General features: G+C 36.9%; 22 protein-coding genes and 1 riboswitch. Of the genes, 18 read left to right on the top strand and 4 right to left on the bottom strand.

The genetic code is table 11. The features are described 5' to 3' along the window. The first annotated feature begins 42 nt into the window (after positions 1 to 42). From proC to K7G79_RS02605, 9 genes are all read left to right on the top strand, one after another. Complete coding sequence (gene proC / locus K7G79_RS02645) at positions 43 to 837, top strand: pyrroline-5-carboxylate reductase (RefSeq protein ID WP_223548885.1); 795 nt, start codon at positions 43 to 45, stop codon at positions 835 to 837. 1 nt (position 838) lies between these two features. Then, positions 839 to 1,975: an aspartate aminotransferase family protein gene (locus K7G79_RS02640; protein ID WP_223548883.1), complete on the top strand. Its 1,137-nt coding sequence runs from the start codon at positions 839 to 841 to the stop codon at positions 1,973 to 1,975. Between the two features lie 50 nt (positions 1,976 to 2,025). Further along, positions 2,026 to 3,222 carry a glutamate-5-semialdehyde dehydrogenase gene (locus K7G79_RS02635; RefSeq protein ID WP_255575931.1) on the top strand — a complete coding sequence of 399 codons (1,197 nt, stop codon included), beginning with the start codon at positions 2,026 to 2,028 and terminating at the stop codon, positions 3,220 to 3,222. 1 nt (position 3,223) lies between these two features. After that, complete coding sequence (proB, locus tag K7G79_RS02630) at positions 3,224 to 3,988, top strand: glutamate 5-kinase (protein WP_223548882.1); 765 nt, start codon at positions 3,224 to 3,226, stop codon at positions 3,986 to 3,988. A gap of 9 nt (positions 3,989 to 3,997) precedes the next feature. After that, positions 3,998 to 4,939 (top strand): N-acetylornithine carbamoyltransferase, encoded by a 942-nt coding sequence (locus K7G79_RS02625; protein WP_223548880.1) that lies wholly within the window; start codon positions 3,998 to 4,000, stop codon positions 4,937 to 4,939. A gap of 93 nt (positions 4,940 to 5,032) precedes the next feature. Beyond that, a complete protein-coding gene (gene argB / locus K7G79_RS02620) occupies positions 5,033 to 5,809 on the top strand; it encodes an acetylglutamate kinase (RefSeq protein WP_223548878.1) in 777 nt (258 codons plus the stop codon). Between the two features lies 1 nt (position 5,810). Continuing rightward, the gene (locus tag K7G79_RS02615; RefSeq protein WP_223548876.1) at positions 5,811 to 6,878 is read left to right on the top strand and encodes a M20 family metallo-hydrolase; all 1,068 of its coding nucleotides are present in this window, start codon (positions 5,811 to 5,813) and stop codon (positions 6,876 to 6,878) included. Positions 6,879 to 6,944: 66 nt separating this feature from the next. Beyond that, positions 6,945 to 8,219, top strand: coding sequence for an argininosuccinate lyase (gene argH, locus K7G79_RS02610; RefSeq protein WP_223548875.1), 1,275 nt, complete (start codon positions 6,945 to 6,947; stop codon positions 8,217 to 8,219). A gap of 116 nt (positions 8,220 to 8,335) precedes the next feature. Continuing rightward, on the top strand, positions 8,336 to 9,700 hold the full coding sequence (locus tag K7G79_RS02605; protein ID WP_223548873.1) for a TrpB-like pyridoxal phosphate-dependent enzyme: 1,365 nt from the start codon (positions 8,336 to 8,338) through the stop codon (positions 9,698 to 9,700). 168 nt (positions 9,701 to 9,868) lie between these two features. Here K7G79_RS02605 and leuB read toward each other — a convergent pair whose 3' ends face one another. Continuing rightward, the gene (leuB, locus tag K7G79_RS02600; RefSeq protein WP_223548871.1) at positions 9,869 to 10,987 is read right to left on the bottom strand and encodes a 3-isopropylmalate dehydrogenase; all 1,119 of its coding nucleotides are present in this window, start codon (positions 10,985 to 10,987) and stop codon (positions 9,869 to 9,871) included. Positions 10,988 to 10,997: 10 nt separating this feature from the next. After that, on the bottom strand, positions 10,998 to 12,173 hold the full coding sequence (locus K7G79_RS02595) for a 2-isopropylmalate synthase (RefSeq protein ID WP_223548869.1): 1,176 nt from the start codon (positions 12,171 to 12,173) through the stop codon (positions 10,998 to 11,000). A gap of 148 nt (positions 12,174 to 12,321) precedes the next feature. Here K7G79_RS02595 and K7G79_RS02590 point away from each other — a divergent pair, with 148 nt between their 5' ends. The 4 genes from K7G79_RS02590 (at position 12,322) to K7G79_RS02575 (ending at position 20,123) form a co-directional block, all read left to right on the top strand. Then, positions 12,322 to 13,872: a hypothetical protein gene (locus K7G79_RS02590; RefSeq protein WP_223548867.1), complete on the top strand. Its 1,551-nt coding sequence runs from the start codon at positions 12,322 to 12,324 to the stop codon at positions 13,870 to 13,872. Positions 13,873 to 13,964: 92 nt separating this feature from the next. Beyond that, a riboswitch (SAM riboswitch) is annotated at positions 13,965 to 14,108 on the top strand. Between the two features lie 115 nt (positions 14,109 to 14,223). Beyond that, entirely contained in the window at positions 14,224 to 15,501 is a 1,278-nt protein-coding gene (locus tag K7G79_RS02585; RefSeq protein WP_223548865.1) for an O-acetylhomoserine aminocarboxypropyltransferase/cysteine synthase family protein, read from the top strand. Further along, entirely contained in the window at positions 15,501 to 18,902 is a 3,402-nt protein-coding gene (gene thrA / locus K7G79_RS02580; protein WP_223548863.1) for a bifunctional aspartate kinase/homoserine dehydrogenase I, read from the top strand. Before K7G79_RS02585 ends, thrA begins: the two co-directional genes overlap by 1 nt. 48 nt (positions 18,903 to 18,950) lie before the next feature. Further along, positions 18,951 to 20,123, top strand: coding sequence for a PLP-dependent aspartate aminotransferase family protein (locus K7G79_RS02575; RefSeq protein WP_223548861.1), 1,173 nt, complete (start codon positions 18,951 to 18,953; stop codon positions 20,121 to 20,123). Positions 20,124 to 20,127: 4 nt separating this feature from the next. Here K7G79_RS02575 and K7G79_RS02570 read toward each other — a convergent pair whose 3' ends face one another. Together K7G79_RS02570 and K7G79_RS02565 are read right to left on the bottom strand one after the other, a co-directional pair. Beyond that, positions 20,128 to 21,336, bottom strand: coding sequence for a DUF2264 domain-containing protein (locus K7G79_RS02570; RefSeq protein WP_223548859.1), 1,209 nt, complete (start codon positions 21,334 to 21,336; stop codon positions 20,128 to 20,130). Beyond that, positions 21,333 to 22,529, bottom strand: a complete 1,197-nt coding sequence (locus K7G79_RS02565) for a glycoside hydrolase family 88 protein (RefSeq protein WP_223548857.1) — start codon at positions 22,527 to 22,529, stop codon at positions 21,333 to 21,335. The genes K7G79_RS02570 and K7G79_RS02565 overlap by 4 nt, the downstream gene beginning before the upstream one ends. Positions 22,530 to 22,702: 173 nt before the next feature. On the opposite strand from K7G79_RS02565, the gene K7G79_RS02560 reads away from it, so the two are divergent. The 5 genes from K7G79_RS02560 to K7G79_RS02540 all read left to right on the top strand — a co-directional run bounded on the left by K7G79_RS02560 (position 22,703) and on the right by K7G79_RS02540 (position 26,474). After that, positions 22,703 to 23,140, top strand: a complete 438-nt coding sequence (locus K7G79_RS02560; protein ID WP_223548855.1) for an Rrf2 family transcriptional regulator — start codon at positions 22,703 to 22,705, stop codon at positions 23,138 to 23,140. Positions 23,141 to 23,281: 141 nt separating this feature from the next. Next, entirely contained in the window at positions 23,282 to 23,581 is a 300-nt protein-coding gene (locus tag K7G79_RS02555) for a DUF2061 domain-containing protein (protein ID WP_223548854.1), read from the top strand. Next, positions 23,581 to 24,201 (top strand): phosphoadenosine phosphosulfate reductase family protein, encoded by a 621-nt coding sequence (locus tag K7G79_RS02550; RefSeq protein ID WP_223548853.1) that lies wholly within the window; start codon positions 23,581 to 23,583, stop codon positions 24,199 to 24,201. The genes K7G79_RS02555 and K7G79_RS02550 overlap by 1 nt, the downstream gene beginning before the upstream one ends. 13 nt (positions 24,202 to 24,214) lie before the next feature. Beyond that, a complete protein-coding gene (gene cysD, locus K7G79_RS02545; RefSeq protein ID WP_223548851.1) occupies positions 24,215 to 25,132 on the top strand; it encodes a sulfate adenylyltransferase subunit CysD in 918 nt (305 codons plus the stop codon). Between the two features lie 94 nt (positions 25,133 to 25,226). Further along, a complete protein-coding gene (locus tag K7G79_RS02540; RefSeq protein WP_223548849.1) occupies positions 25,227 to 26,474 on the top strand; it encodes a sulfate adenylyltransferase subunit 1 in 1,248 nt (415 codons plus the stop codon). Positions 26,475 to 26,521: the final 47 nt, after the last annotated feature.

Below are 26,521 nucleotides of genomic sequence, written 5' to 3'. Positions count from 1 at the left end.
CTTTATCCAATAATTACATAACCAATAACTAATGACTTTATCATGAAAATAGCTATTATAGGAACTGGAAATTTAGGAAGCTCTATTGCTAAGGGGCTTATAAAGAACAATAATTTTACATCGTTGTATTTAAGTGATAGGAACACCTCGCATGTCGATGCGTATAAAGACTTTGATAACGTAACGGTAACCAACGATAACCTTTTGGCAGTCAAAGAATCAGAAATGGTCATTTTTGCCTTGCAGCCCAAGCATATTAATGGGGTATTGGAAAGTGTGGCTTCGTTGATAACTTCTAACCATGTGTTGATTTCGGTAGCGGCAGGTGTTGATATTGCACGTATTGAAGGTATCGTGGGCAGTGATAAAAACATTATCCGCGTTATGCCAAATACGGCTATTTCTATAGGTAAATCTATGACCTGTATTTCTGCTAACCAAAAAGCACAAGATAAGGTGGCTATGGCACAGGAAATATTCAATCAGTTAGGTGTAACGATGGTGATTCCTGAGGATTTAGTGCAGGCAGCAACGGTTATATGTGCCAGTGGTATTGCCTTTTGGATGCGGTTGGTACGTGCTACTACACAAGGAGCTATCCAATTGGGATTCGAAGCTGAACAGGCACATGAATTGGCTATTCAAACCTGCTACGGTGCAGCAAGTTTGTTGATTGAGTCTGGCAAACACCCAGAACAGGAAATAGATCGTGTTACCACACCTAGCGGTTGTACAATAGAGGGTTTAAATGCTATGGAACATCAAGGGTTAAGTTCAGCTTTAATACAGGGGATTGTGGCCTCGTTTGAGAAAATTAATCAAATTAAAAAGAATTAAAATGCCATTATTTGACGTTTATCCATTATATGATGTCACCCCTATTAAAGCCAAGGATATTTTGGTTTATGATGACCAAGGGACAGAATATTTAGATTTATATGGGGGACATGCTGTAATTTCCATTGGGCATTCGCATCCAACCTATGTGTCTAAAATTAGTGAGCAGTTAGAAAACTTAGGGTTTTATAGTAATTCTATTAAAAATCCTTTACAAATGGCTTTAGCTGAAAAACTAGGGCATCTATCTAGTTGTGAAGATTACCATTTGTTTTTGTGTAACAGTGGTGCCGAAGCCAACGAAAATGCCTTGAAATTGGCTTCTTTTTATACAGGAAAGAAAAAGGTGATTGCATTTAAGAATGGATTTCACGGACGAACATCAGCGGCAGTAGCGGTAACCGATAATCCAAAAATTATTGCGCCAATAAATGCGCAGCAAGAAGTTGTTTTTGTCGATTTAGGTGACGTGGAAGCTGTTGAAATTGCGTTACAGTCAGGCGAAGTGTGTGCGGTAATTGTAGAAGGGATTCAAGGGATTGGTGGACTGGACGAAGCGTCAACCGATTTTTACCAAAAGCTAAGTGCTTTATGCAAACAATATGGAGCTTTGTATATCGCCGATGAAATCCAGTGTGGTTATGGTCGTACGGGTGACTTTTTTGCATTTCAAAGGCATGGCATAACCCCCGATGTGATATCTCTGGCCAAGGGTATGGGTAATGGCTTCCCCATTGGAGGCATATTAATCCATCCCAACATTAAAGCATCCTTTGGATTGTTAGGGACCACCTTTGGAGGCAATCATTTGGCCTGTGCTGCGGCGTTGGCGGTTTTGGAGGTTATGGAAAACGAAAACCTGATGCAAAATGTTCGGAACGTATCGACTTATTTTGTTGAGAAAGCTAGTAGTATAACCTCAGTAAAACAAATAAAAGGACGGGGTTTAATGTTAGGTTTGGAATTCGATTTTCCAATTGCCGAGCTTAGAAAACAGCTTATTTTTGAGCATCACATATTTACTGGAAGTGCTAAAGATCCTAATATCTTACGTATCCTTCCACCATTAACCATTCAAAAGGCACATATCGATGCTTTTTTTGAAGCATTGCAAACTGTGTTAAAAAATTTAACATAATATTATAAAAATAAAGTAGACTGTCAGCTAACATAAAAAAAATAAAGAAAATGAACACCTTACTATCTATCGAAAAAAGAAACGCCGTTTTATTGCAAATGGCAGAACTTTTAGAAAAGGAAAGGAATGTGATTATTGATATTAACAAAACTGACTTAGATGCCTACACGGGTAACGATATTTCCATGTACGATCGTTTAAAGGTTGACGATGCCAAGGTAGATGAAATGATAAATGCTGTAACCCACTTAGCTTCACAGGACGACCCTGTGGGTGTGGAGCGCTTTCGGTTTAAACACGACAATGGCATGCAAGTGTACAACAAGACAGCATCGTTCGGCACCATATTGATTATTTATGAATCACGTCCCGATGTTACTGTTGAGGCGGCAGGAATTGCATTCAAATCGGGAAATAAGATATTATTAAAAGGCGGAAAAGAGTCCTTAAAATCCAATTTAAAGATTGTGGAACTGTGGCATCAGGCTCTAAAGCATAATGGAGCTTCAACCGATTGGGTAGAATATTTGCAGTTCAATAGAGCTGAAACCCAGACCTTTTTGGAAAAACCAACCCAAAAAGTCGATTTAATCGTCCCACGAGGTGGTGAACATCTAATTGCTTTTGTACAGCAACATGCTTCATGTCCGGTAATCGTTAGTGGTCGTGGCAATAATTTTGTGTATGTGCATGAGGAAGCCGATTTGGATATGGCCTTAAAGATAATCGTGAATGCCAAAACGGCAAAAATTTCAGCTTGTAATGCCTTGGATAAAGTGCTGATTGATGAAAATTTACCGAATAAATCAGAGTTCATTCGAACCTTAATTTCAAAATTAAAAGTATTTAATGTTGAGATAATGGGGGGAAAGAAGGTTTCAGAATATGAAGGAGTTGATTTGATACCTTCCAAAGACATTTGGTATGAAGAGTTTTTGGATTATAAAATTGTGATTGGGGAAATCGCTTCCAACGAAGCGGCTATTGCCAAGATTAACAAATATTCTGGAGGTCATTCGGCATCAATCATCACCACCAATGAAGCAGAAGCTAAATTGTTTATGGAAAATGTGGATACAGCAGCTGTGTACCACAATGCCTCCACACGATTTACCGATGGTGGTCAGTTAGGATTGGGCGGTGAGTTGGCTATTAGTACCGATAAATTGCACCAACGTGGTCCCATTGGCTTGCAGCATTTGGTAACTAACAAATGGTACGTTCACGGTAACGGACAAATACGATAACATGCAAAAAAAGAAACGCATATTACTAAAGATAGGCTCCAATACTTTAACTAAGGAGACCGATAATATTTCAAGAGGTAAGATTGAAGATATTGCCAATCAGATTGAACAATTAAAGAATACCTGTGAGTTTATTATTGTAAGTTCTGGGGCGATAGCTGTTGCAAAGCAATTTGTGAAATTGGAAAGCAAGCAAGAAGATGTATTTGTAAAACAGGCCTTGGCATCTATTGGTCAGCCACACTTGATTCGCATTTATCAGGAAATTTTTAGGGAGTATGGCTTGTTGACTTCACAATGTTTGTTGTCTTATTCCGATTTTGAGAAAAAGAAGAGTAGAAGCAATATTGTGAATACCATTAATGTATTGGTCAATAATAATTACATTCCAATCATTAACGAAAACGATACAGTAGCCACCGATGAAATCAAGTTTGGCGATAACGATAAGTTAGGAGCATTGACCGCTTCGCTGTTAGAGGTTGATTTGTTTATTATTGCGACCAACACCAATGGTATTTATACCAAGGAATCAATAGAAAACGGGACGCCAAAAACCATAGACCAGGTTACGGACTTTAAGGCATTGGAAAAGCAGGTTGTCGATTCTAAATCGTCCCATGGTAGTGGCGGGATGCAATCTAAAATCGAAGCCGCTTCCTTAACCCAAAAAGCAAATATAGAAACGTGGATTGTAAACGGTATGAAAGATGATTTTATTATCAATGCCTTTGAAAATAGAATACCGTTTACCAAAATAAAATAAAACCAAAACATGAGACACTACACCTCCATACACGATATCGATAACATCAACTCTTGGATTGAGGAAGCCAAAGCATTAAAGGCTAATTCTTTAAAACATGTTGCGTTAGGAAAGCATAAAACCCTCGGATTATTGTTTTTTAATTCTAGTTTGCGCACACGGTTGAGTACCCAAAAAGCTGCTTTGAACTTGGGGATGGATCCTATTGTGATGAACGTATCAGGAGATGCTTGGGGCATTGAATTTGGAGATAGTACGGTTATGAACGGCAACACTGCCGAACATATTAAAGAAGCTGCTGCTGTGGTGTCACAATACTGCGATATTATTGCAGTAAGGGCCTTTCCGACTTTAGTCGATAAGATTAAAGACGAAAGCGAGGAAGTGTTGAAGTCGTTTGTAAAATATGCTTCCGTACCCATTGTAAATATGGAAAGTGCCACAGGTCACCCGTTACAGGGGTTGACCGATGCCATTACCATTTCAGAGCATGCCAAGACTGCTAGGCCTAAGGTGGTATTGAGTTGGGCGCCGCACATCAAGGCCTTACCACATGCCGTGGCAAATAGCTTTACCCAAGCCATGCAAAGAATGGAGGTTGATTTTGTAATAGCAAACCCTGAAGGTTATAATTTAAACCCAGAAATAACTGGAGATACGCCAATTATCCATAATCAACATGAAGCGTTTAAGGATGCCGATTTTGTGTATGTAAAAAACTGGAGTAGTTATGATAATTATGGTAAGGTAACAAACACCGATTCCCATTGGATGATTACCAAAGAAAAAATAGGTAAAGCCAAGTTTATGCACTGTTTACCGGTACGACGAAATGTTATTGTTGACGATGCTGTATTGGATAGTAATAGTTCGTTGGTGATTCAGCAGGCGAATAACAGAACTTACGCCGCACAGTTGGTGTTGAAAAAGTTGTTAGAGAACATTAAATAGATTTGACAGGTTGATCCCGTCACATAGAGCGGAGTCGATATACTAGACCTAGATTTAACTTTTGACTCTGGTCGGGGGATAAAAAACAGGAAAATGAAAAAACTATCCATAGTAAAAATAGGAGGGAACATCATAGAAGACAAAGTGGCTTTAAAAGCATTTCTAAAACTGTTTGCCAATATGCAAGACCATAAGATCTTGGTACATGGTGGTGGAAAACGTGCCACACATATTGCTTCAAAATTAGGTATTGAATCCAAAATGGTCAATGGCAGACGCATTACCGATGCCGAAACCCTTGAGGTTATTACCATGGTCTATGGAGGCTTGGTCAATAAAAACATTGTGGCCCAATTGCAAGCTTTACAGATTAATGCCATTGGCTTAACGGGAGCCGATGCCAATAGCATACTTTCGGATAAACGTCCTGTAAAAGAGGTCGATTTTGGTTTTGTAGGCGATGTAAAACAAGTTGCTCACGAATCAATCAATAAGTTAATTGAATCTGATTTTACTCCTGTATTTTGTGCCATTACCCATGATGGTAATGGACAATTACTGAACACCAATGCCGATACTATTGCTTCACAAATAGCAGTGGGCATGAGTAATATTTATGAAACTTCCATTTACTATTGCTTTGAGTTGGATGGTGTGTTAAGGGATATTAACGATAAAAGTTCGGTCATCAAGCACATGGATGCGAAGTTGTATGCTGACTTGTTGGATCAAGGTATTATTGCCGACGGTATGCTGCCCAAGTTGGAGAATTGCTTTGATGCCTTGCATCATGGTGTAAGAACTATAAATATGGGTAATACAGCCATGTTGACCCAAGAAAACAATAATTTTACAAGAATAACATTATAGTATGACGCTGCAAGAATTAACAAGGGATGCTATTGCACTGTTGAAACAATTGATAGAAACCCCTTCGTTTTCATCAGAAGAAGACCAAACGGCATCGTATATTGAAGCTTGGTTTAAGAGTTACAATATCGATTATAAACGTACTCAAAATAATGTATGGGCAACGAATAAACATTTTGATGCCAGTAAACCAAACTTGTTGTTAAACTCACATCATGATACGGTAAAACCCAATAGTGCCTATACTAAAGATCCGTTTAAGGCCATTGTAGAAGATGGGAAATTGTATGGACTGGGTAGTAACGATGCTGGAGGCTGCTTGGTGTCGCTTATAGCAACCTTTACTTATTTCTATAAGCTAAAGGACTTAAAATACAATTTGGTTATTGTCGCTTCAGCCGAAGAAGAAAGCAGTGGACCTAATGGTTTGAACAGCATGTTGGCGGTGATTCCAAAAGTAGATGTCGCTATTGTAGGAGAGCCTACCTTAATGAATTTGGCCATTGCCGAAAAAGGCTTAGTCGTTTTCGATGCGGTCGTTATGGGAACCCCTAGCCATGCAGCGCATCCAAATGATGATAACGTCATTTATAAATCCATTGAAGTCTTAAAATGGTTTAAAGATTATAAATTTGAAAAAGGCTCAGAAGTTTTAGGTGATGTTAAATTGACCGTTAGCCAAATAAAAGCAGGAAAACAACACAATGCCGTTCCGGCCGATTTGAAATTGGTAATAGACGTTCGGGTGAATGATGCCTATACCAATGCAGAAATCGCTGAAATTTTAAAAAAGGAAGCTCCTTGCAATAACATCATACCTCGTAGTTTACGATTGAATTCATCATCGATTCCTGTTGACCACGAATTGGTTCTGGCTGGAATAGGTATGGGAATGACCACTTATGGATCGCCAACCTTATCGGATCAGGCAGTGTTGTCCTGCCCCAGTTTAAAATTGGGGCCAGGAGATAGTAAACGGTCGCATTCGGCAGACGAATTTATTTATATAAACGAAATAGAAGAAGGAATACAAACTTATGTAGAACTGTTAAAACGAGTGATTGCATAAACAGTTGAGTTGTTGATAGTGTAGTCGTTTAAGCTTATCAACTCATAAAGAAATAAACAATTTAAAATGAAACTCTGGGACAAAGGTATATCAATTAATAAGAAAATAGAACAATTCACTGTTGGTAATGATAGGGAAATAGACATCCATATTGCGAAATATGATGTGATAGCCTCTAAAGCTCATGCCAAAATGCTTCAAAAAATAGGGATTCTAAATACAATTGAATTGGAGCAATTAATGGATAGTTTACAGGTTTTGGAAAACCAAATTGAAGTAGGTGAATTTGTCATTGATGAACAGTTTGAAGATGTTCATTCCAAGATAGAGTATGATTTAACAATAGCCGTTGGTGAGGTTGGTAAAAAAATCCATACAGCACGTTCAAGAAACGATCAGGTATTAGTGGCTTGCCAATTATACTATAAAGACAATCTCAAACAGGTTTATAATAAAACTCAAACCTTATTTAACACTTTACTTGATTTAGCCGAAACCCATAAAGACAAAGTGCTTCCTGGTTATACCCATTTGCAGGTCGCTATGCCATCATCCTTTGGTCTATGGTTTTCTGCCTATTCCGAATTGATGATAGACGATGTGTACTTATTAAATGCCGCCATTAAGACGGTGGATCAAAATCCCTTAGGATCGGCAGCAGGTTATGGTAGTTCTTTTCCTATCGATAGAGAATTCACCACTCAAGAAATGGGCTTTGAAACTTTAAAGTATAATGTAGTAGCTGCTCAAATGGGAAGGGGTAAAAACGAACGTACCATAGCATTAGCCTTGGGGAGCTTGTGCAATACTTTAGCTCGTTTTGCTATGGATGTGTGCCTTTATATGAGTCAGAATTTCGGATTTATTTCTTTTCCAGATGAATTGACAACGGGCAGCAGCATTATGCCTCATAAAAAGAATCCTGATGTATTTGAGCTCATTCGTGGGAAGTGCAATAAAATACAAGCCTTACATACCGAAATGGTGTTGATTACCAATAACCTTCCAAGTGGCTATCATAGGGATTACCAGTTGTTAAAAGAAAACATGATTGGCGCTTTTGAAGAATTAAAGGACATTCTCGATATTTTTAATTTTTCAATCCAACAGGTTGTTGTTAAGGATGTTGATGTTAATGACGATAAGTACAAATACCTGTTTACGGTAGATAATATAAATACCTTAGTGGTAAAGGGTATGAGCTTTAGGGAGGCTTATCAAAAAATTGGTGGAGAGGTACAGAATGGGACTTATGTACCAGACACCTCGAAAAAACATACACATGCTGGAAGTATCCACAATCTGTGTTTGGAGCAAATAAGGGCCAAGTTTCCGGTCTAACTTGACTATATGAAAAAATACCATTACTTTCGTTTGTCACACTTAGATATATACATTGTTTAGGTGCTATATGTCGTTTTTTGTGATACCACACCATAAGTTTAAAACCAGAATAAATGAAACCAAGAAAAATTTTATTGACTGAAAAGGACATCCCTGAAAAATGGTATAATATCATTGCAGATATGCCAAATAAGCCATTGCCGCCTTTACATCCTGTAACTAAAGAGCCAATAGGCCCCGATGCTTTGGCGCCCTTGTTTCCAATGGAGTTGATAAAACAGGAAGTCACAACAGATAAGTGGGTTGATATTCCAGATGAGGTAAGGCACATTTATTCATTATGGAGGCCAACACCACTTTATAGGGCCTATGGACTTGAAAAGGCTTTGGATACGCCTGCAAAGATTTATTATAAATATGAGGGGGTAAGCCCATCAGGTTCACATAAACCTAATACCTCCGTACCCCAAGCATATTATAACAAGAAAGAAGGCATTAAAAGAATTACAACGGAAACTGGTGCAGGGCAGTGGGGAAGTGCATTGGCATTTGCATGTAACCATTTTAATATTGAATGTGAGGTCTTTATGGTAAAGCTATCCTATTTACAGAAACCATATAGAAAGATAATGATGAATACTTGGGGAGCAAAGGTTTTTCCGTCTCCTTCTGAGATAACCGAAGCAGGAAAAAAAGTTTTAGCTGAAGACCCCAATACAACAGGTTCTTTGGGAATTGCCATTTCAGAAGCTGTTGAAAGGGCAGCGACAAGGGACGATACAAAATATGCTTTGGGTAGTGTGTTAAACCATGTTAAATTACACCAAACCATAATAGGGCAGGAAGCCTTGGCACAAATGGAAATTGCCGGAGATATGCCAGATATAGTTATTGCCCCATTTGGGGGTGGTTCCAATTTTGCAGGGCTTGCTTTTCCTTTCCTTAGGTTAAATTTTGATGAAGGGAGAAATATTCGATGTATTGCAAGTGAACCTTCCTCTTGTCCTAAATTAACTAGAGGGGTCTTTAGGTACGATTTTGGAGATACTATAGGGATGACACCTCTGTTACCTATGTATACCTTGGGGCATAATTTTGTTCCAGCACCAATTCATGCAGGAGGATTAAGGTACCATGGAGCTGGAGTAATTGTAAGCCAATTATTAAAAGATAAGTTGATCGAAGCAGTTGCACATGACAATATTGAGGTTTTTAAAGCTGGTGTTACTTTTGCAAAGGCTGAAGGTATTATCCCAGCTCCTGAAGCCACTCATGGTATAGCAACTGCAATAGCAGAAGCCGAAAAGTGTAAGAATGAAGGAGTTTCAAGAACAATATTGTTTAACTTATGCGGTCACGGTAATTTTGATATGAAGGCTTATGAAGATTATTTTTCAGGTAATATTGTAAAACATGAATTAAGTGAAGTGGATATTCATCAATCACTTGCAAAATTAGATACACCTGAAATACTTTAATGAAATTTTTCATCTAAAATTATTCCATTTACATAAGTTATAGATCGTTTAAATTTCGCCTTTGAAATTTAAACGATCTCTTTTTTTTGTTTCTAAAAAAAAAAGCGCACCTTATGATGCGCTACAAAAATCCCATTTTTTTAATTTTTGGTGACTAACTCAAAATAATTAAATAATAGTGGATTGTCCTATATGTATGTTTGTAAAGTTTAAATTCGTTTCGTTAGGGTTGCTAATGAAATCTTCTATAAAATCGCCTACCTTAGTAGTTGTTATATGGTCATATTTGGTGTTTAGATCGGGTGTGGTAATCTGTAATTGCAACGATTTGTTTACCGCTGTCCTTATTAGTGCTGCTTCTTCATCCAGTCCAAAATGATCCAATAACATAGCTGCCGACAAAATAGAGGCAATAGGGTTGGCAATACCCTTATTGGCTGCCTTAGTGTAAGCTCCATGTATGGGTTCGAACATCACATAGTTATCACCTTTTGATGCCGACGCCAATAAACCAATTGATCCTACAATAACACTAGCTTCTTCCGATAGGATGTCACCAAACATGTTTTCAGTTAAAATAACATCAAACTGTTTAGGGTTGATAATAAGCTCCATGGCCGCATTATCAATGTAAATGCAATTCAACTCCACATCTGGATATTGGATTGCTAATTCTAAAACTACCTTACGCCAAAGCTTGGAGCTGGCAAGTACATTGGCTTTGTCAACCAAGGTAAGTTTTCGTTTTCTAGATAGTGCTGCTTTAAAGGCTTGATGTGCAATACGTTCAATTTCAAAGCGAGTATAATGACAAACATCCCAAGCGGCATTGCCATCTTCGTTAAAGTCCTTGTCTCCAAAATAAATACCACCAGTAAGCTCTCGATAAATTAAAATATTAGTGCCTTTTATTTGTTTCATTCGAAGTGACGATTTGTGCAATAAATCGTTGTAGGCAATTACAGGCCTAATATTGGAATAAAGATCGAATGTTTTTCTAAGACCCAAAAGCCCTTGTTCGGGGCGTATAGTAGATGAGGTGTCGTTATTATATTTAGTATGGCCAATGGCTCCAAATAAAATAGCATCTGCGTTTTCGCAAATGCTAATGGTTTCTTCGGGTAACGGACTTCCCGTTTTATCTATAGCGCAAGCGCCCACCAATGCTTTTTGAAAGGTAAAGACATGATTAAATTCCATAGCTATGGCCTTCAAGACCTTTACAGCTTGCGCAGTAACTTCTGGACCGATGCCGTCGCCCGGTAAAACAGCTATGTTTAGTTTCATTTGTCTTTAGTTAAGCAGAAGTAATTTCTTTATAAACTTTGCTATTTTCAATAATTTGATGGATATCATCATCGTCTACCTCTTTCTTTTTATCTGCAAAATTCAGGAAATCCATGTAAATTTCATCCAATTGTAATTTGGTCAATTCGTAACCAATATTTTTTGCCCTATAAGCCAATGCCGCCCTACCGCTTCGTGCTGTTAGCACAATAGCAGATTCGGTGACACCAACTTCTTTAGGGTCTATGATTTCGTAAGTTTCACGATTTTTAATCACACCGTCCTGATGGATCCCAGAACTATGGGCAAAAGCATTTGCTCCAACAATAGCTTTATTAGGTTGTGTATAAATACCCATACTGTCTGATACCAACTGACTAATGCCATAAAGCATTTGGGTTTCAATTCCCGTATCTAAATTTAAATAAGGATGTTGTTTTAATATCATGACCACTTCTTCTAAAGCGGTATTTCCAGCACGTTCACCAATACCATTAATAGTACATTCAATTTGTCGTGCCCCATTAATTACACCCTCAATAGAATTGGCTGTTGCCAATCCAAGATCGTTGTGGCAATGGCAGGATAAAATAGCTTTATCAATACCTTTCACATTTTCCTTGAGGTATTTAATTTTTGCACCGTACTCATGGGGTAAGCAATACCCAGTTGTATCTGGTATATTTAAAACTGTCGCTCCGGCTTTAATGACTTCTTCACAAACTCTAGCCAAATAATCGTTGTCTGTTCTACCGGCATCCTCTGCATAAAATTCAACATCTTCAACAAACGATTTGGCATAGCTTACTGCTTTTACGGCACGCTCTATGATCGCTTCGCGATTAGACTTAAATTTATGTTGAATATGTGAATCGGAAGTGCCTATGCCAGTATGGATTCTAGCCTTTTTGGCATGTTTTAAAGCTTCGGCTGCAACTTTTATATCATTTTCAACCGAGCGAGTTAAACCACAAACAGTAGCGTTTTTTACAATTTTAGAAATGGCTTCAACCGATTTAAAGTCACCAGGACTTGATACCGGAAAACCAGCTTCTATAATATCTACCCCCAAGTTATCCAGTTGTTCGGCTATAACTAATTTTTGTTCAGTATTTAATTTGCAACCAGGAACTTGTTCACCATCTCTTAACGTTGTATCAAAAATTTGGACTCTATTATTAGACATTTATTCAAATATATTTTCTTATTGTAGTACGAATGTATATTTTGGTTTCGTAAAAACAGAATTCAACGTCTCGTTATTACGATGTTTAAATCAATAACGATGTATTTAAAAAACTGTAAATCAACTATTTAATATTGTTTTTGCAACTATGACAAGAGAGCAAAAAGATAATTTGTTTGTATTAGTAAAGTCGTTGTCTAAGTCTGAAAAAAGACAATTTAAGCTTTATGTGGGTAGATTGGGGGTAAATGAAGATTCAAAATTTTTAACCCTTTTCAATATCTTAGATAAACTTTCTGTGTATGATGAATCGGTAATTCTTAAAAAAGGTATAGTTAAGAAGCAACAGTTATCAAATTTAAAGGCTCACCTTTATAAACAAATATTGATAAGTCTGAGATTGAACCCCTCACATCAAAACATTCGAATTCAAATTAGGGAACAACTCGATTTTGCGACCATATTATACCATAAGGGCCTATACAAGCAAAGTTTAAAAATACTTGACAAAGCAAAAACCATGGCCATAGCTCATGAAGAAAAAAATGTAGCCTACGAAATTGTGGAACTGGAAAAGGTTATAGAGTCTCAATACATTACCCGAAGTATTAGCAATCGTGCCGATGAGTTGACCATACAGGCCAAGGAACTTAGTCTGCAAAATGTTTTAGCAAGTAAACTGTCTAATCTGTCGTTACAGTTATATGGCATATTTTTAAAAACGGGTTATGTAAAGAATGATAAAGAACAACAAGTTATTACCAAGTACTTTAATAGCCGATTGCCCAAATATGATATCAATGAGTTAGGATTTCGTGAAAAACTATGGCTTTACAAATCCTATTTATGGTACAGTTTTTTAACGGTCGATTTTTTGTCTTGTTATAAATACGCCTCTAAATGGGTGGATCTATTCTATGAAAACAAGGATATGATTGTTCTTAATCCTGTATTTTTTTTAAGGGGCAATCATTATTTATTGGAAGCCTTGTTTTACTTGAGGCAATATGAAAAGTTTAGAAATACATTAACACAATTAGAAGCGGTAACTAAGGAAAAATGGTTTCCGCTAGATGATAATAATGAAAGCCTAGCTTTTTTGTATGTTTACAACAACAAATTTAATTTACATTTCATAGAAGGTAGTTTTAAGGAAGGTTTACCACTGATTGATGAGGTTTTAAAAGAGCTTCAAAACTACAGGGATAGAATAGATGAGCATCATATTATGGTATTCTATTACAAAATAGCGAGCATGTATTTTGGAACGGGTGATACTAAAAAATGTATTTTGTTTTTAGACAAAATCATAAGTAACAAATCGTTGCAAATGCGTGAGGATTTACTGTGTTTTTCTCGAATTTTAAATTTGGTGGCACATTATGAGGCGGGCTTGGACTATAATTTAGATGTGTTGATACGCAGTACTTATAAGTTCCTTATTAAGATGGAGGATCTGTATGAAGTACAGAAGGAAATCATAAAGTTCTTAAGAGGCTTGGGTGATATTTACCCACATGAGGTCAAAGGTGAATTTATCAAACTTCATGAAAAATTGAAGGTCTTTGAGAATGACCCTTATCAAAAGCGGCCTTTTTTATATTTGGATATCATTTCTTGGTTGGAATCTAAAATAAACAATCAGCCAATTGCAGATGTGATTCACAACAAATTTTTAAAGAATCAAGAGAAAAAGTAATTTTTTCATGAATTTCTTTATGAAAAATTTGGATATTAAATTATTCTAACTGAATATTTGCATTCACAAAGTTCAAAAAACTTATTGAAATGTTATCAAGAAAGGTGGAGGGATTAGACCCTATGAAACCTTAGCAACCCTTTAATTCTATTAAAGAAGGTGCTAAATTCTACCCTGTCCCTAACGTTGCACTTAGCATAGTATAAGTGTTGTTTTGGGTCCAGCGGGATAGATAACCATCAAAATTACTTCCGGTAATTATTGTAATTTCTTTTTAACATTTTTCTATGAAGTACACCTTATAGGTGCATTTGACTTTTTAATTAATTATTAATAAAAAAAATTAGAAAAATGAGTACACACAGTCTAACAACAAACGCATTACATGCTGGACATGATGTAACCCAGCATGCTGGCACTAGAGCAATCCCAATTTACCAAACAACATCTTATGTATTTAGGGATTCTGAACATGCTGCCAATTTATTTTCACTTAAGGAATTAGGTTTTATTTATACCCGTTTAAATAATCCAACTAACCAAATTTTACAAGAGCGACTTGCTGCTGTTGAGGGAGGGATTGGAGCAGTTGTTTTTGCATCTGGAACATCGGCTATTTCTACAGGGCTGTTAACCCTTTTACGCGCTGGAGACCATATTGTGGCTTCAAGTAGTTTGTATGGTGGAACGTATAACCTATTGAATGTCACCTTACCTAGATTGGGTATTACCACTACCTTTGTGGACGCTTCGAATCCCGAAAATTTTGCAAAAGCGGTACAGGACAACACCAGAGCATTTTTTGTAGAATCATTGGGAAACCCTAAATTAGATGTGTTGGATTTGGAAGGGATAGCTGAACACTCCAAAGCAGCAGGGGTACCATTTATCGTAGACAATACGGTAGCAACACCAGTTTTGCTAAACCCAATACGGCATGGAGCTAATATTGTTATTCATTCCTTAACCAAGTACATTGGCGGGCAAGGAACTTCTATAGGTGGTGCAATTGTAGATGCTGGAACGTTCGACTGGTCTAATGGCAAATTTCCAGAATTTACTGAACCTTCTGCAGGGTACCATGGCTTAAAATATTATGAGACATTGGGTGCGGCCTCATATACCTTTAAACTTATTTTAGAAGGTTTACGTGATTTTGGAGGGGCCTTAAGTCCAACCAATGCCTTTAATATCCTTCAAGGATTAGAGACTCTGCCTGTTAGAATTAAACAACATAGTGAAAATGCTTTAGATCTGGCAGAATGGTTGGAGGAGCAAGATGAAGTGGCTTGGGTGAATTATCCTGGTTTGGAGAGTAGTAAATATAAAGCTTTGGCCGATAAGTATTTACCTAAAGGACAAAGTGGTATTATAACCTTTGGTGCCAAAAGAGGTTTTGATGCCGCTAAGACCATTGCAGATGAAACTAAATTATTTTCTTTGTTAGCGAATATAGGAGATACTAAATCATTAATCATTCACCCAGCAAGTACCACACATCAGCAGTTATCTGAAATAGAACAGATATCAGCTGGTGTTTCGGCCGATTTAATAAGGCTATCTGTGGGTATTGAGGATGTGGAAGATTTAAAAGCGGATTTAAAGCAGGCTTTTGAAAAAATAAAATAGTGAATCAAGAATTGCAACATATCATTATTAATGACTTTACCACAGAAAGTAAAGTACGCATTCCTGAAATAAAGTTAAGTTATCAGTTATTCGGACAAGCTTTAAGTAAGGCCCCTGTAGTATTGGTCAATCATGCACTTACAGGAAATAGCAATGTGGCAGGGGAAGATGGTTGGTGGAAAGACTTAATTGGCAACGATAAAGTAATAGATACCAAATTATATACGGTTTTAGCCTTTAACATTCCTGGGAATGGATATGATGGTTTTGTAATTGATAATTACAAGGATTTTGTGGCCCGCGATGTCGCCAGTCTTTTTTTAAGAGGATTGCAGCGACTCAATACGGGGAAACTTTTTGCTGTAATTGGGGGATCCTTGGGAGGCGGCATAGCATGGGAAATGGCGGTTTTAAAGCCTGATTTTACAGAACATTTGATCCCTGTGGCCACCGATTGGAAATCAACGGATTGGCTCATTGCCAATTGCCAGATTCAGGAGCAGTTTCTGTTGAATTCTAAAAATCCGGTACACGACGCTCGCATGCATGCCATGTTGTGTTATCGCACTCCAGAATCTTTTAAGGAACGTTTTCAACGGTCTAAAAATGAAGATTTGGAAATTTTTAATGTAGAGAGCTGGCTGTTGCACCATGGTAAAAAATTACAGGAACGCTTTCAGCTATCTGCTTATAAATTGATGAACCAGTTACTAAAAACCATCGATGTGACCAAAGACCATAAAGCCGATTTTAACGTGTTGGAGCTTATTGAAGCAAACATCCATATTATTGGAGTAGATTCTGATTTGTTTTTTACGGCTGAAGAAAACAGGCAAACGCACAAACAACTGGCGGTAACACATGCTAATGTAACATATAATGAAATTCATTCTGTACATGGGCACGATGCTTTTTTGATGGAATATGAGCAATTGGAAAAAATTATAGAAGGCATATTTGTGCCAAATTCTAAAAAGAAAAGAATGAAAGTACTAAAGTTTGGAGGGAAGTCCTTGTCCAATGGCAAAGGGTTGGAGAAAGTCCTTTCCATTATCGAAAATAAAATTAAATCAGGAGAGCGCATTACCGTTGTGGTCTCTGCGCGGGGCAATGCTACTGATGAACTCGAAACTATTTTAGATGAAGCCCTTAAAGGTGAAGATTACAAATCATCGTTGGAAATCTTTAAAACGTATCAGATAGAACCGTTACCATCGATAAATTTTTCAGAGGAATTCTCCATTTTAGATAAGTTGTTCGAAGGGGTTAGTTTACTTAGGGATTACAGTAAAAAAACTAAGGATGAAATTTTGGCACAAGGGGAACTGTTGTCTGTTAAAATGATTTCAGCTTTGCTGAACCAACGAAATATTAAAGCCAAGGCAACAGACTCGAGACAGTTGATTAAAACGAATGATGTATTTGGTAATGCGCAACCCATTTCGCAACCTTCAAAGGACAACATCAAGCAGTATTTCAAACAAAACAATGGCGATACTATTAACATTGTAACAGGGTTTATAGCATCTAACCTGAAGAATGAAACGACCACCTTGGGTAGGAATGGTAGCAACTATACTGCAGCCTTGTTGGCCAATTATTTGGATGCTGAAGAATTACAAAACTACACCCATGTTAATGGTATTTACACGGCCAACCCTGATTTGGTTGAAGATGCTAGAAAAATTAAGGAACTGTCGTTTAGTGAAGCTAACGAGTTGGCCAATTTTGGAGCCAATGTATTGCATGCAAAGACCATTATTCCATTAGTTGAAAAAAATATAAACCTTCGCATATTAAATACCTTTAATGAAGACGACGAGGGTACCTTAATTACAGCTAAACCAAGTTCTAAGGAAGTAACGTCGTTATCGGTTTTAGATAACGTCGCTTTACTGAATTTAGAGGGTAGAGGATTGTTAGGGAAAAGTGGTGTGGATGCCCGTATTTTTGGAGCCTTGGCCAATAAGGATATTAGTGTAAGCATTATTTCACAAGGATCTTCCGAAAGAGGAATCGGTTTGATTATAGATGCCGATAAAGCTACGCAGGCTGTTATTGCTTTGGAACATGAATTCGAAAAAGATTTCTATTCGCAGGATGTTAATAAGATAGATGTGGTTGATGATGTGTCGGTCATTTCTATTGTGGGAATAGAATTGAGTTCATTCCACAAACCGTTCAACGCCTTGATTAAAAACCAAATCACACCTTTATTGTTCAATAATACTGTAACGGGCAAAAATGTGAGTTTGGTAGTGCGTAAAGGTGAATTGCACAAAGCTTTGAATGTAATTCATGGTGAGATTTTCGGCATTTCAAAAAAGGTAAATATTGCCATATTTGGCCATGGTGGTGTAGGAGGTGCCCTTATCAATCAGATATTAAAATCGAAAGGGGAGATTGAAAAACGTAAGGGTATCAACTTAAATGTGTTTGCTATTGCCAATTCTAAAAAGTTGTTGCTAAGCAAAAATGGTGTCGATTTTAATTGGAGTGAAAACATTCAATCTACGTCTCAAGAAAGTCGAGTTGAAGATGTTATCGCCTTTGCAAAAGCACACCATTTGGAAAACTTGATTGCAGTAGATAACACTGCAAGTTCAGAGTTTCATAATAACTATACATCTTTTGTGGATGCTGGTTTTGATTTGGTATCGTCCAATAAAATAGCTAATACCATTTCTTATGGTTTTTACAACAATTTGCGAGTTCATTTAAAGAACCATAATAAACAGTACTTGTACGAGACGACTGTTGGTGCTGGTTTGCCATTAATTGATACTATTAAGTTGTTACACGAATCTGGGGAAAATATTACCAGAATTCGAGGAGTGTTTTCAGGAACCTTGAGTTATCTTTTTAATAACTTTTCTGTAGAGGACAAACCGTTTAGTGTCATTGTTCAAGAGACTATTGATAAAGGATATACTGAGCCGGATCCTCGCGAGGATTTCTCAGGAAACGATGTTGCTAGAAAACTATTGATTTTGGCCAGAGAATTGGATCTACAAAACGAGTTTGAAGATGTTTCGGTACAAAATTTAATTCCTGAAGTCTATCAAAATATTTCGGTAACCGAATTTTTAGGGCAGTTGGATGTTTTGGATGATACATTTCAGAAGATAAAGAGAGACCAAAAACCTGGACATGTATTGCGTTATGTAGGCGATTTATCGGGCGATTTGTCTCAGGATAAAGGTGATTTGGAAGTGAAATTAGTTTCTATTCCAGAAGATAGTACCTTAGGTCATGTAAAAGGAAGTGATGCTATTTTTGAAATATTTACCGAAAGTTATGGCGAGCAACCTATTGTTATCCAAGGAGCCGGAGCAGGAGCCGAAGTAACAGCACGAGGTGTTTTTGGTGATATTTTAAGGCTGTCCAAACATATCAATTAAAATTAATATCAGGTTGAGCGGAGTCGAAACCTAATTAAATAGGATAAAATGAACAAGAAGAGTAACAGGTTTGAAACCGAAGCTATCCGTACTCAATTAGAGCGAACTGAATTTTTAGAACATACTAGTCCGTTGTACCTAACGTCGAGTTTTATATTCGAGGACGCAGAAGATATGCGGGCCTCATTTACCGAGGAAAAGGAACGTAACATTTATAGCCGTTTCACCAACCCCAATACCACCGAGTTTGTAGAAAAAGTGTGTCAAATGGAAGAGGCTGAAAGTGGTTATGCCTTTGCTACGGGTATGGCGGCCATTTTTTCCACTTTTGCGGCTTTATTGGAGAGTGGTGATCATATTGTTTCGGCGCGTTCGGTGTTTGGTTCAACGCATACCTTGTTTACAAAGTACTTGCCTAAATGGCAAATAGAAACCACATATTTTGACGTTACCAAACCAGAAACAATTGAAGGTTGCATAACAGCTAAGACTAAGATTTTATATGCTGAATCACCAACCAATCCTGCGGTTGATATTATAGATTTGGATCTATTGGGAAATATTGCTAAAAAGCATAATCTTATTTTAATAATAGACAACTGTTTTGCAACCCCGTATTTGCAACAACCCATAAAACATGGAGCGCATTTGGTGATCCACAGCGCGACTAAACTCATGGATGGCCAAGGACGCGTATTGGGAGGTGTTACTGTGGGTAACGCTGATTTAATCCGTGAGATTTACTTATTTGCCAGAAATACGGGCCCTGCCTTATCGCCGTTTAATGCCTGGACACTATCCAAAAGTTTGGAAACGCTTGCTGTTCGTGTGGATAAACATTGTGAAAATGCTTTAAAAGTAGCTGAGTTTTTAGAAAGCCATCACAAAGTGAATTGGGTAAAGTACCCGTTTTTAAAATCGCATCCAAAATATGATGTTGCTAAAAAGCAAATGAAACTAGGAGGAAACATCGTCGCTTTTGAAGTAAAAGGCGGTATAAAAGAAGGGAGAGAGTTTATAGATGCCATAAAACTGTGTTCGTTATCAGCTAACCTGGGAGATACCCGAACCATAGTAACGCACCCAGCAAGTACAACGCACAGTAAATTGTCTGAGAAAGATAGACTAGAGGTAAGTATTACAGATGGCTTGGTTCGTATTTCAGTTGGACTGGAACATGTAGATGATATCATCGCCGATTTGGAGCAATCGTTAGGGTAATGCCTTAATTTTTATAAGAATCCCGTTTTACAGAAGGATCTCCATCCCAAATCTTTACCATTGACCAAGGTTCTGGTTTTGAAGTCCAGAACGAATGGTTTTCAGGTAACCCTAAACATAAAAAGCCTAGTGAAGTTAAATATAGGCTTCCGGTACAGATATAAGGTTCTGCCATTTTAGGTTGGTGGCCAGCGACTCCAATTTGAAGCCAATTGTTTTCATTGAAAACACCTTCAGATTGATGTAATCTAATAAGTACTTTGGTTAGTGCTGCTCTTACTTGTCCTTCGGTTAATGTTTCGGGAAGTTTTTCTAAAAGTGCAAGTTGGGATAATGCTTGAAAAGTTCCAAACCTATACACTGAAGACCGACCTATAATTGGATAAGTGCCTTCTGGCGATATTTGGCGTTCTAAAATTTCGCTATAGCGTTGTGCTCGGGTTAAAATAGTATCATATAATTTTTTTAAGGAATGTAAAGTGTCTTGCAAAACAATCGCTATGTCAAGAAGCATTGGGTGAATAACAAAAGAGTTGTAGTAGTCCCAATGGTAATATTTTCCATCAGCATATAGGCCATCACCCACATACCATTCCATGTGCTTGTTTAAGGCATATTCAATACGTAAAAAATCTGCCCCTTCATCAAATTTTACAAAGAAAGCCTCTACAGTGGCTGCAAACAAAAGCCAGTTATTGTAAGGAACATTTTTTATAGTCCTTGATTTTTTAAAAGCATTTGTAACCATTTGTTTGGTTTCCAGCGGCAGAGGATGCCATAGTTGATTAGGTGCTCTTAGAAAGGCTTGGGCTAAAAAGGCAGCATCAACTAAAGGTTGGCTTCCCGTATCAAAGTTCAAATAATCTTTCGACTTGGGATTTACAGCATTGTAAATGGCCTTATGGGCAAGATCAATATAGACTTTCCGTAACTGTCCTTCATTAGTGTTACTTGGGCCTAATTCCAACCATGGCGCTATGCCAGCCATTAATCTTCCAAAAGCTTCCAAACCTGCAAAGGTGCTTCGGTCTCCATATTCAAAACTACTTTGTTCTATGGGCATGGTTTGTTTAAGTTCATCGTTAGCTAGTGCTATTAATACTGGTTTTGCCATTTTGGTAAGTTCATTTACCCAAATGGTTCTGTCATTTTGAGATAGTACAATAAAGGAAATAAAAAACGCAATAAGTATGGATATAATTTTTTTCATCATTCATTCAATTGTTTTAATCGGTATAAGGCTTCCAGAAAATAATAATCGGCATAGTTTAAAGGGACATCAACTTCAACACCATGGGGTAAACTTCCAACCGAGTGTTTTAATAGAAAACCTGCGTTGGTTCCATTATCTGCAAAATAGCTTGGGCTGCATAAGTTAAACATTATTTCATCGGCAAATGTTTTGTATTCGTTCCCTTGACTTTTTAAGAAACCACTTAGCTCATACAAAGCCGAGGCGGCAATAGCAGCAGCAGAAGCATCTCTTGGGGTATCACTCTGGTTAGGAGCGTTATAGTCCCAATAAGGAATGTTGTCTTTAGGTAAATTAGGATGGGTTTTTATAAATTCTGCTATTTTAAGTGCTTGTTCTAAGTATCTTTTATCTTTAGTTTCTCTATAACATACCGTAAAGCCATATAATCCCCAAGATTGACCTCTTGACCAAGCAGAATCATCTGCTAAACCTTGATGCGTATTTTTGATAAGGACATTGCCATTGTTGATATCATAATTTAAAACATGGTAAGAACTGTTATCTACTCTAAAATGGTTCTCCAATGTTTTATCGGCATGTGAAACGGCTAAATTATAATAGGTTGAATCACCACTAATTTTTGTGGCATGAAAAAGTAGTTCCAGATTCATCATGTTGTCAATAATGACTGGACAGTTCCATTTCTGGGAAGCGTTCCAGGACTGTATAATCCCTGCATTCGGCCTAAAACGTGTTGATAATGATTTGGCGGATTGAACGATAACACTGTCAAATGCTTTTGAAGGCAATTTTTTTAAGGCGTTTCCATAAGAACATTCTATCATAAACCCAATATCGTGATTGCCAATCCAATATTGTATAGAATCTAATCTTTTGGTATATTTTAATGCTAACTGTTCCCATTTTGGATTCTCGGTTAAAAAATTTAAATACCATAAAGATCCAGCATAAAAACCACTGGTCCAGTCATATATATTTACATATGAGATTCCACCAATATCTTTTATTGTTCTTGGAATAAAGTTTTTACTTTTAAACCCTGAATAAACTGAATGTGAAAGTAGAGCGTATTGGGCTTCGGCATCTTCAATAATGGTCTCGTCATAATTAAAAGTTATGGGCTTTTCTTTACAGCTTGAAATTATAACTGAGATAAAAAAAAGGAGAATTAAAACATCGGTTTTTTTCATGAAAATTATTCTTTATAAGACGATTTCAATAAGGTATATATTTTTAACCTAAAAACAAATAAACGAAACCTCTTTTGTCGTTTATTGTAATTTCTTGGATATTTATACAGTACATGCTTTGCTTTAGCCAAATAAATTATAATCGTTATTAGTTAATTATTTATATTAGCACCATGCTATCCAAAAAAACCAAATACGGCTTAAAGGCATTGGCCTATATTGCCAGAAGGGAGGACGATACCCCTTCTCAGGTAGGGGAGATCGCCAAAAGCGAACGCATTCCCCAAAAGTTTTTGGAAAGTATTTTACTTACCCTTAGAAAGGCTGGAATCCTTGGTTCTAAAAAAGGGAAGCATGGTGGGTATTATCTTAGAAAAACTCCTTCGGAAATTTTAATGACCGAGGTGATGCGTGTTTTGGAAGGTCCTATTGCGATGGTACCCTGTGTAAGTTTAAACTTTTATGAAAAGTGTGATGATTGTCCAGATGAAAATCTATGTAGTGTCCATAAACTTATGATTCAAGTTCGGGATAGTACACTCAATGTCTTTAGAAACACAACCTTAGAAGATCTTTCAGGTAAAGAAACAGGTAGTGATTTCATAAAATAAGCTCCATTTACTTTCATTTTTATCACTTTATCAATAAAAAGTTACATTTTTTCTAAAAAATTATAAAAGAGGTTTGCCATGTTGTAAAAAGTTCTACTTTTGTAATTCCTAGTAAACCGATAGGAATAATATTTAATTGATATGATAATTGACGTTGTTTTAAATAGAAGTAATAAGGAAGTAAAAGAAGTTAACATTAGCAGTCCAGAAGTTACAAAAGCATTAGAGGGTAATAAACAATCTTCCGAAAAAGTAAAGCGTAGTTTGGTTAAAACCATTAGCTGGAGGGTTATAGGAACCTTGGATACTTTGATTTTATCGTGGTTAATTGTAGGTGAAGTTAAGACTGCTGCTGCTATTGCTTCTGTTGAGTTTGTGTCTAAGATGATATTGTATTTCTTTCACGAGCGTGCATGGAATAATATAAAATGGGGAAAATAATGTTTACTGAAAAACAAATAGAGGAACTAAATGAGGCTTTTAAAAATCTAACTCCAACAGAAATCATAAAGAAAGCCTTAGAGTTTAGCGGTGATGCGGTTGTAACTACAAATTTTAGGCCTTATGAAGCGGCAATTTTACATGCCGTAAGTACGGTAGAGGATAAAATCCCAGTAGTATGGTGTGATACTGGTTATAATACACCACAAACTTATCGTCATGCAGAACAAGTGATTAAAGATTTAAACTTAAATATCTTCTTATACGTGCCCAAACAAACTTCGGCCCATCGTGATGTGGTTTTGGGAATTCCAAGTATTGATACACCTGAACATGATTTGTTTACAGAACAGGTGAAGTTGGAACCCTTTAGAAGAGCTATGGAAGAGCATCAAGCCAAAGTCTGGTTCACCAACCTGCGCCAAGGACAAACAGCCTTTCGAAACACTATAGGTGTTTTTAGCTTGAGCAAAGCTGGTGTTTTAAAGGTCAGTCCTTTTTATTATTGGTCTGATGATAAATTAGATATGTATTTAGAGGAAAATAACCTGCCTAACGAATTTAAATATTTTGATCCAACGAAAGCATTGGAAAATAGGGAGTGTGGGTTACATGCTTAAGATAAATAATATTATGAATAGTAAGATTAAAAAAGATACATCGCACATTAATTCGCTGGAAAACGAAGCGATTTACATTATGAGAGAGGTAGCAGCGCAGTTTGAAAGGCCTGTCTTGTTATTTTCTGGAGGTAAGGATTCTATAACTTTGGTAAGGTTGGCCCAAAAAGCCTTCTATCCAGCTAAAATTCCGTTTCCTTTAATGCATATTGATACTGGGCATAACTTTCCTGAAACTATAGAATTTAGGGATAATCTAGTTAATGAATTAGGTTTGGAGCTTATTGTAAGGCATGTTCAGGATTCGATAGATGAAGGAAAGGTAAAGGAAGAATCAGGTCGTTATGCCAGCAGAAATACTTTGCAAACAACAACTTTATTAGATGCAATTGAAGAGTTTAAGTTTGACGCTTGTATTGGAGGAGCTCGTCGCGATGAGGAAAAGGCTAGGGCTAAAGAGCGCATTTTTTCAGTACGTGACGATTTTGGACAATGGGATGAGAAAAACCAACGACCAGAATTGTTCGATATGTTGAATGGAGAAATAGATTTGGGACAAAATGTTCGAGTATTCCCGATTTCCAATTGGACAGAATTGGATGTTTGGTCATACATTGAAAAAGAAAATATAGAAATACCTTCAATTTATTTTGCACATACAAGAGCTACTTTCCTTAGGGATGGGTTGATCTGGTCTGCCGATGATGATGTGGTTTATCGGGATGATCATGAGGAAGTAGCAGAACGTGTAGTGCGTTTTAGAACTGTAGGAGATATGAGTTGTACAGCTGCTGTACTGTCAGAAGCGACAACCATTTCTAGAGTGGTTGCAGAGATTAGGGAGAGTACCATTTCTGAGCGTGGCGCCCGAATAGATGATAAACGTTCTGAAGCTGCCATGGAAAAACGTAAACAGCAAGGGTATTTTTAAATTACGAATACCCGATTGTTATGGGAGAAGTAAGAAATTAGAAGTAAAACAAAATATTAGCTACTAGCTAAAATCTAGTGGCAAACTAAATAAAATGGAAGTATTAAAAATAGCAACCGCAGGAAGTGTAGATGATGGAAAGAGTACCTTGATTGGACGTATACTTTATGATACCAAATCACTTACTACAGATAAATTGGAAGCCATAGAAAAAACCAGTAAGCAGCGTGGTTATGATTACTTGGATTTCTCTTTAGCAACGGATGGTTTAGTCGCTGAGCGTGAACAAGGCATTACTATAGATGTCGCACATATCTACTTTTCAACCGCTAAGAAAAGTTATATTATAGCAGACACTCCTGGGCATGTTGAATATACGAGAAATATGGTAACGGGCGCTTCAACGTCACAGGCCTCTATTATTCTAATCGATGCAAGAAAAGGGGTGATTGAACAAACCAATCGCCATTTCTTTATCAACAATTTATTACGCATTAAGGACATTGTTGTTGCCATTAACAAAATGGATTTGGTAGATTATTCTCAAGAGGTATACAACAAGATTAAAACCGATTTTGAGGAATTAATGAGCAAACGCGATTACCAAGACCAAAAAATCACCTTTATTCCTGTTAGTGCCCTAAAAGGAGATAATGTTGTGCATCTTTCAGATAAAATGCCTTGGTATAAAGGAGAAGCATTATTAGAACATCTTGAAAAATTAGACAAGGCAGATATTTTCAATGTAGGAACTCCGCGTTTTCCAGTCCAATATGTTATTCGTCCAAAAACGGAAGAGTTTCACGATTTTAGAGGTTATGCGGGAAAAGTGTACGGAGGGAATTTAAGTGTAGGTGATGAAATTATTGTATTACCATCTAAAACCAGATCTAAAATCAAAGATATTTATGTTTACGATCAAAAGTATGAAACTGCTTCGAGACGTTCATCGGTAACGATAACTTTAGAAGATGATATTAATGTGAGTCGTGGTGATATGATTGTTAAGGAAGGTGATTTGCCAACCATCGATAAACAATTTACGGCCAATGTATGTTGGATGGATTCTGAACAGTTAATAACAGGGGGGAAATATGTTGTTCAGCATGGTGTTAATAAAGTACTGGCGAAGGTAGATCGTATTAATCATAAGATTCATCCGGATTATTCAGGAATTGAAAATGATGTTTCTGGATTAAGTATGAACGATATTGCTTCAGTAAGCTTTAAACTAAATAAACCTATTTTTTACGATCAATTTAAAAATCATAGGACCAATGGGTCGTTTATTTTAATTGACGCCAAATCCAATAACACAGTAGGAGCTGGTTTTATCCAGTAAATCTACTAACATATTTAGGTTAGTAAGATTAAATAAAAAAATAAAAA

This window comes from Aestuariivivens sp. NBU2969 (assembly GCF_019931125.1).
GTDB classification, from domain to species: Bacteria; Bacteroidota; Bacteroidia; order Flavobacteriales; family Flavobacteriaceae; genus Aestuariivivens; species Aestuariivivens marinum.
This window is presented reverse-complemented; position numbering and strand designations above follow the sequence as displayed.